The 13,390-nt window shown below is 70.5% G+C and carries 10 protein-coding genes; 7 read left to right on the forward strand and 3 right to left on the reverse strand.

The features are described from left to right. The 6 genes from ACZ4Z5_RS26695 to ACZ4Z5_RS26720 form a co-directional block, all read left to right on the forward strand. A partial coding sequence (locus ACZ4Z5_RS26695; RefSeq protein WP_468267032.1) for a hypothetical protein occupies window positions 1-207 on the forward strand: 207 nt, incomplete at its 5' end. 128 nt (window positions 208-335) lie between these two features. Continuing rightward, complete coding sequence (locus tag ACZ4Z5_RS26700) at window positions 336-773, forward strand: MarR family winged helix-turn-helix transcriptional regulator (protein ID WP_468267034.1); 438 nt, start codon at window positions 336-338, stop codon at window positions 771-773. 24 nt (window positions 774-797) lie between these two features. Beyond that, a complete protein-coding gene (locus ACZ4Z5_RS26705; protein ID WP_468267036.1) occupies window positions 798-2,141 on the forward strand; it encodes an MFS transporter in 1,344 nt (447 codons plus the stop codon). 74 nt (window positions 2,142-2,215) lie between these two features. Further along, on the forward strand, window positions 2,216-2,779 hold the full coding sequence (gene thpR, locus ACZ4Z5_RS26710) for an RNA 2',3'-cyclic phosphodiesterase (RefSeq protein WP_468267038.1): 564 nt from the start codon (window positions 2,216-2,218) through the stop codon (window positions 2,777-2,779). A 1,006-nt stretch (window positions 2,780-3,785) separates the two neighbouring features. After that, complete coding sequence (locus ACZ4Z5_RS26715; protein WP_468267040.1) at window positions 3,786-4,934, forward strand: M48 family metalloprotease; 1,149 nt, start codon at window positions 3,786-3,788, stop codon at window positions 4,932-4,934. Window positions 4,935-4,963: 29 nt separating this feature from the next. Beyond that, window positions 4,964-7,147, forward strand: a complete 2,184-nt coding sequence (locus ACZ4Z5_RS26720; RefSeq protein ID WP_468267042.1) for a hypothetical protein — start codon at window positions 4,964-4,966, stop codon at window positions 7,145-7,147. A 101-nt stretch (window positions 7,148-7,248) separates the two neighbouring features. Here the strand turns inward: ACZ4Z5_RS26720 and ACZ4Z5_RS26725 are convergent, their stop codons facing one another. The 3 genes from ACZ4Z5_RS26725 to ACZ4Z5_RS26735 are packed head-to-tail and all read right to left on the reverse strand — an operon-like array spanning window position 7,249 to window position 11,921. Beyond that, complete coding sequence (locus ACZ4Z5_RS26725) at window positions 7,249-7,539, reverse strand: hypothetical protein (protein WP_468267044.1); 291 nt, start codon at window positions 7,537-7,539, stop codon at window positions 7,249-7,251. A 4-nt stretch (window positions 7,540-7,543) separates the two neighbouring features. Next, window positions 7,544-9,151, reverse strand: a complete 1,608-nt coding sequence (locus ACZ4Z5_RS26730) for a hypothetical protein (RefSeq protein ID WP_468267046.1) — start codon at window positions 9,149-9,151, stop codon at window positions 7,544-7,546. A gap of 34 nt (window positions 9,152-9,185) precedes the next feature. Continuing rightward, window positions 9,186-11,921 carry an ATP-binding protein gene (locus ACZ4Z5_RS26735; protein ID WP_468267048.1) on the reverse strand — a complete coding sequence of 912 codons (2,736 nt, stop codon included), beginning with the start codon at window positions 11,919-11,921 and terminating at the stop codon, window positions 9,186-9,188. Window positions 11,922-12,210: 289 nt separating this feature from the next. On the opposite strand from ACZ4Z5_RS26735, the gene ACZ4Z5_RS26740 reads away from it, so the two are divergent. Beyond that, window positions 12,211-13,203, forward strand: coding sequence for an aldo/keto reductase (locus ACZ4Z5_RS26740; RefSeq protein ID WP_468267050.1), 993 nt, complete (start codon window positions 12,211-12,213; stop codon window positions 13,201-13,203). Window positions 13,204-13,390: the final 187 nt, after the last annotated feature.

Raw genomic sequence — 13,390 nt, forward strand, 5'->3', positions numbered from 1 at the left:
GGACCGGCCAACGTGTTTCTCATCCGCTGCGCGAGGCCGTGCACCGCCACGGTGTGCAACGTCACCGTTCGAATCCTCGATGTGCGGGGTGCCTCCCGACGAAGCGGTGAACATCTGCTGCCGGTTCTGGTGGACAAAGCCGTTGGCTTCGTTCACTTCGAGCAGCAGCGTTTGTCTGCCGGTTTGAGCAGCAGTTGGCGATCTTGAGGCTCATGAATGTTCACGAGCACTTTTCGGATACATCTCACTCATTTGAGTGATGAACTTCTTCATCTCTCGCCGTACTGCCGATACCCGGTGGTCTTTAGATTGGGTAATGAGTTAAGCTAAGGACCATGCCTGACCTCTCGCATGGCGCCGACGCCGACGCCGTGAACTCCCTCCGCTCGGCCGTCATGCGGCTGGGCCGGCGCCTGAAGCACCAGCGCGTCGACGAATCGCTGAGCCCCACCGAGATGTCGGTGCTCGGCACCCTGGCCCGTTGCGGCTCGGCCACCCCCGGTGAGCTGGCCCGCAAGGAGCATGTGCAGCCGCCGTCGATGACCCGCATCGTCGCGCTGCTCGAGTCGAAGGGGCTGGTCCGGCTGGAGCCCCACCCCGACGACCGCCGTCAGAAGGTCGTCACCCAGACGGAGCAAGCCGAGGCGATGCTCGAGGAGAGCCGCCGCAAGCGAAACGCCTGGCTGGCCCAGCTCGCCGAAAGGCTCGACGAGGAGGACTGGGCGAAACTGCGCGAAGCGGCACCCGTACTGGAGAAGCTCGCGCACCTGTAACCGATCGCGAGGAGGCGAACCCCTTTGAGTACGGGACCCGGAGCAGTCTCCGCCCCCGGACCGAAACCCACCCCCGACACCACCGAGGCGAGGGGGACGTTCTCCTCCCTCGCCATACGCAACTACCGGCTGTTCTTCACCGGCGCCATCGTCTCCAACACCGGAACGTGGATGGCCCGAATCACCCAGGACTGGCTGGTGCTCACCCTCACCGGCTCCTCCGCCGCAGTCGGCATCACCACGGCACTGCAGTTCCTGCCGATGCTGCTGCTCGGCCTCTACGGCGGAGTCATCGCGGACCGCTACCCCAAGCGCCTCATCCTGCTCTTCACCCAGGCGGCGCTCGGAGTCTGCGGACTGACCCTCGCCACGCTGACCCTCTCCGGCCACGTCCAGGTCTGGCACGTCTACCTGGTGGCGTTCCTGCTCGGCCTGGTCACCGTCGTCGACAACCCGGCCCGGCAGGCCTTCGTCTCCGAGATGGTCGGCCCGCGGCAGCTCGCCAACGCCGTCAGCCTCAACTCCGCGAACTTCCAGTCCGCCCGGCTCGTCGGCCCCGCCGTCGCCGGTGTGCTGATCGCGGGCGTCGGCAGCGGCTGGGCGTTCCTCCTCAACGGACTGACCTTCCTCGCGCCGCTGACCTCCCTGCTGCTGATGCGGGCCGACGAGCTGCACCCGGTCCGGCGCGCCCCGCGCGGCAAGGGGAACCTCCGGGAAGGACTGCACCACGTCGCCTCCCGCCCCGAGCTGATCTGGCCGATCGTCCTGGTCGGCTTCATCGGGACGTTCGGCTTCAACTTCCCGATCTGGCTCACCGCCTTCGCGCACGACGTCTTCCGCGTCGGCCCCGGCAGCTACGGGCTGCTGAACACGCTGATGGCGGTCGGCTCCCTGGTGGGCGCACTCCTCGCCGCCCGCCGAGGCACCTCCCGGCTGCGGATGCTCGTCGCCGCGGCCGCGGCCTTCGGCATCCTGGAGATCGCGGCGGCCCTCGCACCGACCTTCTGGATCTTCGCGCTGCTGCTGGTGCCGGTCGGCATGCTCGGCCTGACCACCAACGTCACCGCGAACTCGTTCGTGCAGACCGCCGCCGCCCCCGAGATGCGCGGCCGGGTGATGAGCCTCTACATGATGGTGTTCGTCGGCGGCACCCCGCTGGGCGCGCCGATCGTCGGCTGGGTAACCGACACCTACGGCGCCCGGGCCGGTTTCGTGAGCGGCGGCGCCGTCTCCCTGGCCGCCGCGCTCGGCGTCGGCCTGGTCCTGCTCCGCGCCGGAGGCCTCCGCCTCAGGCTGGACCTCCGGCCGGGACGGCCCCACGTGCGGCTGATCCCGCGACAGCAGCCGGAGCTGGTACGGGCGGGCTGAACGGAGCGGGACACGACCGCCCGGTCGGCGAAAAGGCCGACCCGGCGGCCGGTCCCGCTGCCACACTCGCCGCCATGAGACTCTTCGCCGCCGTCCTCCCGCCACCACCCGTCATGGACGAGCTCGCGTCCGTCGTGACCCGCATACGGGCCATGCCCGGAGCCGACCGGCTGCGATGGACCGGGCGGCCCGGATGGCACTTCACGCTCGCGTTCATGGGCGAGGTCGACGACGCCCTGCTCCCCGAGCTGCACGAGCGCCTCCGGCGGGCGGCCGGTCACTCCGAGCCGTTCCGGCTGCGTCTGCACGGTGGCGGCCGCTTCGCCGGGCGGGTCCTGTGGACGGGGGCGGCGGGCGGCATCGAGCAGATGCGGCTCCTCGCCGACCGTGCGGAGGCGGCCGCGCGCCGGGCCGGCGTGCCGATGGACCAGCACCGCCGTTACACCCCGCACCTCACGGTGGCCCGCACCCGCACCGACGCCGATCTGCGGCCGTACGTCGAGGAGCTGTCCGCCTTCGAGGGCTCGCAGTGGACCGTGGACGAGCTGGTGCTGGTCCGCAGCAACCTCCCCACCAGCGGTGTTCCCGGTGAGGAGCCCCGTTACGAGACCGTGGATGCCTGGCCGCTGGGCCACTGATTTACGCTCGGATACGTGGACCCCAAGACCAGGAACCGGATCATGGCCGGTGTGCTCGTACTGATGTTCGTCGTCGTCGCCGTGGCATCCGCGGTCGGCTGACGCGCCGGCCGCGACGCGCGTGCACGTGCGGCGGCGTGGTGCCGTCATCGGCGCGGGGCGGCTCGCCGTCCGGGGGTGCGGGCGGTTCGCGGGGCCGCCCGGGAAGCTGATCCCGGGTCAGGATGCCGTTCAGGCCGCGCGGTTGTTACATCTGAGCGCTCCGGAACGAGTGGACAGCGCCCTTTCCGTTGCACGACGATAAGGGGATCTGTACAGGCCGGAGGCGCTGCAGGTGCCGGGGGCGGACACGGGGGATCAAGTCTCTCTTCCTGACCTTTGCATGCGCGGTGCGTCAGAGGCCCCTCGTACTCGCGGCCGGTAGTACCCACTACGACGCCGCGGTCCTGAAAGGGAACAGGGAACCTTGGTGAATCACCCGACCGATCCGTATGCGTCGAACGGCGGGCAGGAACAGCCACCCCCACCGTCGTCCCCGCCGCAGCAGCCTCCCGCGCAAGATCAGCAGCCCGAGGCCACCCCGGCCCCGGCCCCGTTCGTGCCCCAGCAGCCTGGTGCGCCCGGCCCGCAGCCCCCGGGCTACGGGCCCGGCGTGTCTCCGCAGCAGCCGTCGGCGTACGGTCAGCAGCCGGGTGTGCCTCCTCAGGGGGCGCCGGGGTATGGCCAGCAGCCGGGCGTGCCCCCGCAGCAGCCGCCTGCGTACGGTCAGCAGCCGGGTGTGCCGCCGCAGCAGCCGTCGGCGTACGGCCAGCAGCCGGGCGTGCCCCCGCAGCAGCCGCCCCCGTTCATGTCGCAGCAGCCCGGCCCCGGCGTCCCTCCGCAGCAGTTACCGGCATACGGTCAGCAGCCTGGTGTACCGCCTCAGGCGGCTCCGCAGGCCGCCGCTCCCGGCCACCCCGGATACGGTTGGCAGCAGCCCGGGGGAACCCCGACACCTCCCCCCTTCGTGCCGCAGCCGCCCGGCGCGCCTGCGCATCAGCCTCCGCCGTACGGTCAGCAGCCCGGCAGCGCCTTCCCTCCGCAGCAGCCCGCGTTCGCGCCGCAGCAGCCGCCCCCGTTCGTGCCGCAGCAGCCCGGTCAGCAGTCGACGCCGCCCCCGCAGCAGCAGCCGGACCTCCTCGGCGGCGGGGTGCCGCCGACGCCCATACCGGGCCAGCCGCCGGCGTACGCCCCGATGGCGGAGTACGTGCCCGGCGCCCCGTCCGCTCCCGGCCACCCCCACCCAGCTCCCCAGCAGGTGAGCCGCAAGGCCGACACGACGACGCTGACGACCCTGCTGCTCTACGTGCCGAGCTTCCTCGGCAGCCTCCTGGTGATCTGGCTGCTCTCCCAGCTGATGCCGGCCGGCGTCGGTACGGTCTTCATCCTCGCGTGGCTGGCGTCCGGCGCACTCGTCTTCTACCGCCCCGCCGAGAGGTTCTATGTGAGGTTCGTGCTCAAGTGGCGTGAACCCACCGGAGCGGAGCTCGCCGCGCTCCGCCCGCTGTGGGACCGCGTGACGCAGAGCGCGGGCATCCCCGCCGGGACCTACGACCTGTGGATCGAGGACACGGAAGGCATCAACGCCGCCGCGGCTGCCGGTCACATGGTGGGTGTCACCCAGTGGTCGCTGAACAAGCTCCCGCCGGAGAAGCTGACGGCGGTCCTCGCCCACGAACTCGGCCATCATCTCGGCGGACACGCATGGGCCGGCCTGCTCGGACTCTGGTACTCCCTGCCGGGCAGGATCGCCATGGCGATCGTCAAGCTGGTCCTCCGCATCGGGTACGTCTTCCCGCTCCTCGGCTGCCTCGTCGGTCTTTTCTACCTGGCCTTCGTGATCGCGGTGGCGATGACGTTCCCGCCGGTCCTGGTGATGCTGGTGACGCCGTACCTCCTGGCGTGGACGGGACGTGCGTCCGAGCTCCGTGCCGACCGGATGGCCGCCCAGCTCGGCTACGGCCGCGATCTGCACGTGGTGTTCAGCGTCTGGCAGGCCGAGGGCGACGACCTCGCGCGGGCACAACTGCGCTTCATCGACCGCTTGCTGGCCTCGCATCCCCCGCTGCACCAGCGCATCCGCGAACTCGAGAAGTTCGCCGCGACGGGAGCGTGAAGGACGATGCCCGATCCGGAGGTCCGCTCATGACCGTCCAACCGACCGAATCGCACGCCGAGCCCGACCCACTCGTCCGGCTGTTCGATCCCGGACAGCGGCTGGGCTGGGAGTTCCGGGACGCCGAGGCCTACCGCCACGCGTTCACCGAGGCGCCGCCCGTGCCCGTCGCCGTGCCCGACACCCTGCTGAACACGTCCCGGGCCGCCCAGCTGAACGCGGAGGACCGTAAGAAGACCGCGCTGAAGGCGGGCGGCGGCGCCGCGGCGGTCTTCGTCCTGCTGGCGTTCTTCATCGGGGCCGGCGGCGTGGTGCTGGCAGTCGCCACCGCCGCCGCGGCGGGCCTGGTGTACAGCATGTCCGGAAGCACGGCGACCTCCGCCAGGCAGCACGTGGAAAAGGCACGCCACGACCTGGACCAGCGGTACCAGTACGAGGCCGCCGAGTGGACGCAGCGCAAGGCCCACTTCGAGTACGCCGAGGACCAGCGGATCCGTGGTCTCGACCTCTGGGGCGCTCTGCCGGTCGAGTCCGGGACCCGGCGCCTCGACATCTTCGGTGGCAGCCAGCGCAGCCGGGAGGGCTTCCTCACCGTCTTCGGCGCGTCGACCCTGCGCGAGCGCCCGCTCATCGTCCTGGACCTGACCCAGGCGCAGATCTGCCGGGAACTGTCGGTCCTCACGTCGCAGATGGGCGCACCCGTCGACGTACAGCTGCTGCCGAGCCAGCAGTCGCAGAGCGACGTACTCGACCGGCTGGAACCGGCCGCGCTCGTCGACGCGCTCGTCGAGGCGGCCTACGGGGACGGAGCGGACGCCACCCGGGCGGGCCGCAGCATGGACACCCGCATCCTGAACCGGCTCTGCGGTGCCCTCGGCGACGACGTGAGCCCGGCGCGGCTCGCCGCGGGACTGCGGGTCCTCCTCGGGGAGTTCGACGACGGCGACTGCCTGACCCGGGCCGAGCGGAACCACATCGCCGACGAGCTGCTCACCGACAAGAACAAGGACCAGGCGCGCGAGAGCCTGATGCGCCTGGAGTCGTTCCTCGAGCCGCTGGCGTCCCTGGGGAGTGAGCGTGCGGGCCGCGGCCCCGGCTATCTGACGTGCCTGAGCCTCGACCGTACGACGGGCAGCGCCAGCACCGAGCTCCTCATCGACCTCGCCATCCTCAGTGTGTCCCGCCGTCTCTCCACCCTGGAGGAACAGGCGCCGGCCGTCGTCGTGGCCCTGGGCGAGCACGAGGTGCAGCGCCGCCATCTGGAGCAGCTGGCGAGCGTCTGCGAATGGCGCGGCGCGCAGCTGACGATCATGCACGCGCATCTCCGGGAGACCGCACGCGACATGATCGGCGGCGGCGCCGTCGGCTTCATGAGGCTCGGCAACCACCAGGAGGCGGGCATCGCCGCCGACTTCCTCGGCCGCGGGTACAGCTTCAAGCTGCACTCCCTGACCGACACCCGGGGCGAGAGCGTCAACACCTCGGTGGCCCACACCAGGGGGACCTCCACCTCCACCTCGCACACGACCGGCTTCTCCCGCTCCAGGGGGAGCAACTGGGGCAGCAGCTCCTCCAGCACCTATTCCGACGGGGCGATCTTCTTCCCGACGAGCACCACCAGCGGTTCGAGCCATGGCGGCAGCTACACGGAGACGGAGAGCAGCAGCACCACCAAGACGCACGGTACGAACGAGTCGACGACGAAGACCGAGGGCACGAGCGTCAGCACGAGCGACGGCACGACGACCCAGCGGGTGTACGAGTACGCGCTGGAGCCGACGCAGCTCCAGGGACTCCGGGAGTTCAGCCTGGTGTTCGTGGAGCGCGGCCCGGACGGTTCGGTCGCCATGCGGACCGCCGTCTGCAACCCGAACATCGTCAACCTCGAGCGGGTCACCAACGAGCGGATGGCCGAACTCCCGCTGCCTCCGACGGCCGTCCAGCACCCCCAGCCGGCGGCCGTCCCGGCCCAGCAGGTCCCCTCCCTGCCCCCGGAGACACCGGCCCACCCCGTGGCGGGCCACTACCCCCCGGCGGCCCCGAACCCGTACGGCACCTACGGCGCGTACGGCGCCGCCCCGGCCCAACAACCCCAACAACCCGGCTGGTCCTGGCCCGCGCACCCCGGCGCCCAGCCCCAGCCCCCCGGAGCCTGGCCACCCCAGGCCCCGCCCGCCCAGCCCCCACAACAGGGCTGGCCGCCCCAGCCATAGGGCGCGGAACGCAAGGAGGCCGCCACCGTGAGGTGGCGGCCTCTTCCCCGTACCGTCTCCAGCGCATCTGTCGGGTCCCGACGGCCCCACGGCCGGTGCGATTACTCCTCCATGCCGTCAGTGGAGATCCGGCTCCTACGATCTCCCAAGCTACGGTACGACTCGTACAGTTTCAGGATGTTTTCCTTCCCCTCCTTGAGTTCGTACCTCGTGCCGCCGTCGCCGGGATAGGGATGACGATGGTCGTAGCCGCCGGGGAGGATGTCGCGCGGAATGCTCTCCGGGAATGCCGCGCAGAACATGATGAGCCTGTCCCTGGTCGACTGGGAGTCAGGGTTCTTGCGACGCTTGAGATGCTTGCAGGAGTCGCACAGGGCAGCACGTCGACGCATGAGTTCACTCCGTCGGATTCTTGAGGTGCTTATCGATTATCTGGCCGATTGCTGTCGCGAACGGTCGGGGGATGTCTGCCACCTTATACTCTGCGAAACACTCGGCGACCATCTCGTGGGGATCCTGGGATCCGTACTCGGAAACCAGGGGCTCGATTGCGGCTGCTGTCTCGTCGTCGTGAGGTTCGATGCCCGAATCGTACGGTCGGCCGATCGCGTCCGACACGGCATTCTCGAGTTCCTCGCGTGCGACGGGCGAATCGAAGATACGCTGAGCGCAATGATGCCCGAACTCGTGGTGAAAAATGCCGGTGACCGAACCGCCACCCGGGACCGAGAAGTTCGTCTCCTCGTCTCTCTTTCCATCTTCGACCAGAAGGTCGTAATCCAGGAATTCGCCCGAGTCGAGATAGATGCCGAGAGGTTCGTTCATGCCTGCCTCGGTGATGGCATAGGCCAGCATGTCCTCCCCTGTTGGGGCCACGGACTGGACGGTCTTCAGGTCCTGGAAGACGTCGGGATATTCGGCGGACAACCCCTCCATGGCATTGTTGATCTCCCGAGCGGACTCCGGAGATATGGGGAAGGTGGTGTAATCGACGGACACGCCGTAGGCGTCTCCGATGGCCTTTCCCTCGGCCTCGGCTTCGGCTAGGGACGTTGTTTCGGGTGTCTCGTGGGAATCGGTTCCCGTATCGCCGGAGAATTTCCGTCCCGCGACCGGGCCGTCATGCGGGTCTTCCGGCTGCGCCCGGCTCACCTCCGGCTCCCCGCCCTCCTCCGGATTCTGGTGCCCCTCCGGCTCCCCGGCCGTGCTCGTGTCGGTTTCGTCCGCTGTTTCCGGCGAGGCAAGCGCCTCGGCCGTCGCGTCCTCGACAGTCGCCCCGGGGACTTCCGTATCGTCGGCGTCCGTGTCCTCCTCGGCCGTCTCCGACTCGGTCTCCTGTGCCTTGGCATCCTCCGGGAGTTCGCCGGGGTCGCCGGGTGCCGGGGCGTCGTCCGCAGCCTCGGTGGTCTCGTCCGTGAGCTCGCCGGAGCCCTCTGGTACCTGTGACCCGTCCGTGGACTTCGGCGGCTCCGGCTCGGTCGGTTCCGCAGCCTCGGTGGTCTCCGGCTCGGTCGATTCCGTGGAGTCCTCCGACCCGGCGGGCTCGACGGGTTCCGCCGACTCGCCAGCGGTGTCCTCGACTTCCGCCTCCTCGCGCCCGTCCGCCGAATCGACGGATGCCTCAAACTCGTACGCCTCCTCCGGCTCCCGCGGCTGCTCGGGTCCCTCCGGCTGGTCCGGTGCCTCCGCTCCGTGGACGTTCTCCGGCACGCCCGGTTCCTCCGGGTCCCCGGGCCTGTCAAGGCCCTCTACGCTCTCCGGATCAAGCGGGCCGCCCGCATCCTCGGGGCCCTCCGGCTCGTCCGGTTCCTCCGGCTCGTCCGGTTCCTCCGGCTCCCCGGAGTCGCCGTCCACGTCCTCCGGAGCATCGTCCGTCCCGGCGGCCTCCATCGGCTCCGCCGGTTCGCCGACTTCGCCGCCCTTCTGCGGTGACTCCGGCACCTCCGGGGCCAACTCCACCGGCTGTGGTACTTCCGCGGTCTCGCCCGCGTACAGCTCGCTCATCTAACGGCCCCCGAGGAATGGAACGTCTCCGTCGTCACGGCTTGCGGATCGTGCGTTCGAAGCACGTCAACGCCTTGGCGAACCGCTTCGCCCACTGCTCCGACGGGTCCGCGCAGCCGACGATCCGCTCGACCGTGGAAGGGGTGCGGCGGCCGTGGTAGTACTGGCGGGTCCTCGTCCCGGGCAGGGCCTTCCAGCGGGGTTCGCCCACCGGGCAGGGGTCGTCCCCGTCCAGTTGGGCGGACATCATGCGGGCCACGTGTTCGGCCAGTTCGGCTGGGGCGGCGACCGCGGTGGGGCGGTCGGCGACCGCACGGTCCACGGCCTGGCCGATGGAGCATTCGACCAGTCGCCGGTCCCGCTCCCAGTAGGGCGCGAGGGACGCCCGCATCTCCGGGCCCGGGAGAGGGGTGCGCCAGCCCAGCAGGTGTGCCGCGACGGACGTCTCCGCCCACAGGGCGATGCGCAACTCGTCGACGTCGAGGAGCCGTTGGGCGCCGCGCAGCCGGCGGAGGGTGCACGGTGCATCCGCACAGCCCGCGGCGCAGGCGGGGCTGCGGGGTGCCACCAGGGGCGCGGGGGAGGCGGTTTCGACCGGGCCGGTGTTCTCGCGGCCGGTGCCGTCCGCCATGCGTACGAGCAGCGGGTAGTCCATGCCGTCGGTGAACACGGCCGCCTCGCCGGGGGAGAGGGTGACGAGATACTCCGACTGGGCCTCGGTGATGTTCATGGTGGCGCCGACGGCCTCCCGGTCGTCGCGCGCGGGCAACCGGTGCACCACCTTGGCCGCGGTGTTCTTGATGACGTCCGGGACCAGTTTGCTGGGGATCTGCTCGGCGATCACCAGACCCTCCCCGTACGCGCGGATCTCGGCGAGGAGCCCCGCGAACATCTCCACCGCGTGGGCGCCCGCGCCGCCCTCCTCGCTGCGCCGCAGCAGACGGTGGGCTTCCTCGAAGACGCTGAGGTGGCGGAGCGGGAAGGCGAGCTTCCCGGTGTGGCGCTGCTCCAGCCGCAGGTACTCCACGAGCCGGATCAGCACCGTGCCCATGAGGAACGCCTTGTCCTTGTCGTCACCGACGTCCTCGATCTCGAAGACGACGTTCCTGCGCAGGAGTTCTCCGAAGTCGACGGGGTGGCCGCCCTCGAAGAACCGTCCCGTCGTGCCGAGCCGCAGGCTGGCGATGCGGATCTTGATGAAGCCGCGGACGTTGTCGGTGATCTCCTTGCTGTAGCCGATGTCGGCGACCACCTGCTCGGCGGTCTCCTGGAGGTCCTCGAGCGTGGGGTAGCGCGGGGAGGTCCCGGGGATCCTCGGCTCGCTCAGCGTGAGGTCCCACCCCAGGTCCTCGTAGCACCGTGTGAGTGCCGCGCTGAGCACCTGCGGAAAGGGCTCCTGGGGGTCGAACGAGGCGAGGAAGAGGGCGCGCACCATGTCGAGGTGGGTCTGCAGCGGGAAGCGCAGGCCGTCCCCGTACGAGGAGGGCTCCAGCGGGTTGAGTCCGGCCGGGAGGGCGTCCGCGTCTCCGGGCCGGATGACGATCACGTCGTCGTCGGGGAGCCGGGAGGCCATGAAGCGGTACTCGGCCTTGGCGGGTTCGACGACGAGCCAGGGGAGCCGCGCACCCGTCGCCGCCTCCAGGAGGCCGCGTACCGTCTGCGACTTGCCGCCGCCCGTCGCCCCGCAGACGAAGGTGTGCCGGTTGAGGCTGGACCGGGACAGCCGCAGGTCGCCGACGGGCATGCGGTTGCGGTCGAGCACGGACCCGAGCCGCACCGTGTCGGAACCGCTCGCCGCGCGGTTCTCCGGAGTCACGTCGAACTCGGGTCGCATGGCGAAGCGCACGCCGGGTATCTCCTGTGCCGGCGGCCGGACCAGCGCCGAGAGCATCTCCGAACCGGCGACGAACGGCGACGCGGCGGATTCGCGGACACCGCTGTCGGCCGTGAGCATCCGGTCCAGCGGCCCGCAAGGGCCGGTGGGAGCAAGGGAGTAGGGGAGACCCTTCAGGTCGGCCGATGCGCAGACGAGGGCTGCGACGCGGGCCGCCCGGTCCGGGGAGTCCGCCCCCGCGAGCAGGCGGATGCGCCAGAGTCCGGTGGACACCGACCGGGCCAGTTCGCGGTGCCGGCGCTCCAGCCGGGCGGCCTCGATCGCGTGCTCCGGTGAGCCCTCCGCCTTGGCCTGCACCCTGCGACGCCGGTCGGCGATCTCCCCCGTCAGGTCCTCGGCCTCCTCGCCGGGAACCGGCTCGGCGAGCACCATCCAGACGAACGGCCCCTGCCACACGCTCAGCAGGGCGTCCTCCAGGGAGGGGCGCACCGCCCACGCCCGGTCGTGGGGGTCCTCGTCCACCAGCAGGCCGTCGGTGACGGCACCGATGGGTGTCCAGCACGGCATGGCGGCCATCCCCTGCGCCGCCGATCCCGGGGCGAGCCGCTGGGCCCGCGCTCCGGCCGGCAGGCTCAACAGGGTCGCGCCGCCCTGTTCCTGGGCGGTGTGGCCGCTCAACAGGGCGCTGCCGCCGATGATGACATCGATGGGGTGCCGTGCCGCGGCCCGCCGCCAGCCGAGCAGGATCGCCCCGCCGCAGCCCGTCGGATCGCTTCCGCCGGACTGGTACGCCGAGACGAGCGCGGCGAACCGCTGCTCCCGCAGCTCGTCGCCGGTGTTCCGGTCCGCCGGGGTGTCGCGGACCGGGGTCCGCGGCACCTCGGTGAGCAGGCAGGACTCGATCCGGTTGAGGACCTGCCAGGCCGCCGTCGCCATCGTCGCGTCTCCGTCGGTCGTGTTCCCCGGTCGGGTGTCCCCGCCGGGGCGGTCGTCTCCGCGCCGTGTCCCGGTGCGCCTCCAGGGCAGGAGCGGGCGGGCGTCCTCCCGCGTCCTCCGGCTTCCGCACGAGTCAGGGCCGGGCGTCGCCGGCTCGGTGCGCGTGCCACCGGACTGCGATCGTCCCAGACGATCATATGGACACAACATGCCGGAAAGTACGGCCGGTTGGCGACGAAGGAGCAATGTCCTTGCTTCGAGCGGGCTCGAAGGCGTTGGCTGAGGACTCATGAAGTACACGCAGCTGGGACGTACAGGGCTCAAGGTCAGCCGCATCGTGCTGGGGACGATGAACTTCGGTCCGCAGACGGACGAACCGACCAGTCACGCCATCATGGACGCCGCACTCGACGCCGGCCTGAACCTCTTCGACACGGCCAACGTCTATGGGTGGGGCGAGAACAAGGGGCGCACCGAGGAGATCATCGGCAACTGGTTCGCCCAGGACGGAGGCCGTCGCGACAAGGTCGTGCTGGCGACCAAGGTCTACGCGAACATGGGCACGGACCCGGACTCGGTCTGGCCGAATCACGACAAGCTGTCGGCGCTGAACATCCGTCGTGCCGTGGACGCCTCACTGAAGCGGCTCCGGACCGACCACATCGATGTGTACCAGTTCCACCACGTCGACCGCCGCACGCCGTTCGAGGAGATCTGGCAGGCCGTCGACGTCCTGATCCAGCAGGGCAAGATCCTCTACGCGGGGTCGTCCAACTTCCCCGGCTACAAGATCGCGCAGGCGAACGAGACCGCCGCGCGCCGCGGCATGCTCGGGCTGGTCAGCGAGCAGTGCCTGTACAACCTCGCGGAGCGCCGTGCCGAGATGGAGGTCATTCCCGCAGCCCGGGAGTACGGGCTCGGGGTGATCCCCTGGTCTCCGCTGCACGGGGGTCTGCTGGGAGGGGTGATCAAGAAGGAGGCCGGGGGTGGACGACGTGCGTCGGGCCGGTCCGCCGACGCGCTGGCCGACACCACCGTCCGCGCGCAGGTGCAGGCGTACGAGGACCTGCTCGGCAAGCACGGTCTGGAGCCCGGTGAGGCGGCGCTGGCCTGGCTGCTCACCCGTCCGGGAGTGACGGGTCCGATCGTCGGTCCGCGTACGCCGGAGCAATTGGAGAGCGCGCTCCGCGCGGTGGACCTGGAACTGACGGACGAGGTCACGTCCTCGCTCGACGAGATCTTCCCCGGCCCCGGGCCCTCGCCGGAGGCCTTCGCCTGGTGAGGTGAGCCGGACCCGGCCGCGCGGCGCCGTTCCTCGCGGGGCCGTTCCTCGTGGGCCGCCGTCCACCCGGAAGGCCGTCGGACAGCGCGGGGGGACGGCCCCCGAACAAGAGGGGGGGAAAAGGGCAGGCGCAAGAGGGGAAGCGTGGGTCGAAGGGGGTCCTGCTGTGGTGTGGGTCAAACAAAAG

It is taken from the genome of Streptomyces sp. NPDC030222, assembly GCF_055573115.1.

Coding starts and splice junctions, on each gene's coding strand:
- ACZ4Z5_RS26730 (WP_468267046.1), bottom strand. CDS start 9,151: ATGAGCGAGCTGTACGCGGGCGAGACCGCGGAAGTACCACAGCCGGTG.
- ACZ4Z5_RS26735 (WP_468267048.1), bottom strand. CDS start 11,921: ATGGCGACGGCGGCCTGGCAGGTCCTCAACCGGATCGAGTCCTGCCTG.
- ACZ4Z5_RS26700 (WP_468267034.1), top strand. CDS start 336: ATGCCTGACCTCTCGCATGGCGCCGACGCCGACGCCGTGAACTCCCTC.
- ACZ4Z5_RS26725 (WP_468267044.1), bottom strand. CDS start 7,539: ATGCGTCGACGTGCTGCCCTGTGCGACTCCTGCAAGCATCTCAAGCGT.
- thpR (WP_468267038.1), top strand. CDS start 2,216: ATGAGACTCTTCGCCGCCGTCCTCCCGCCACCACCCGTCATGGACGAG.
- ACZ4Z5_RS26740 (WP_468267050.1), top strand. CDS start 12,211: ATGAAGTACACGCAGCTGGGACGTACAGGGCTCAAGGTCAGCCGCATC.
- ACZ4Z5_RS26720 (WP_468267042.1), top strand. CDS start 4,964: ATGACCGTCCAACCGACCGAATCGCACGCCGAGCCCGACCCACTCGTC.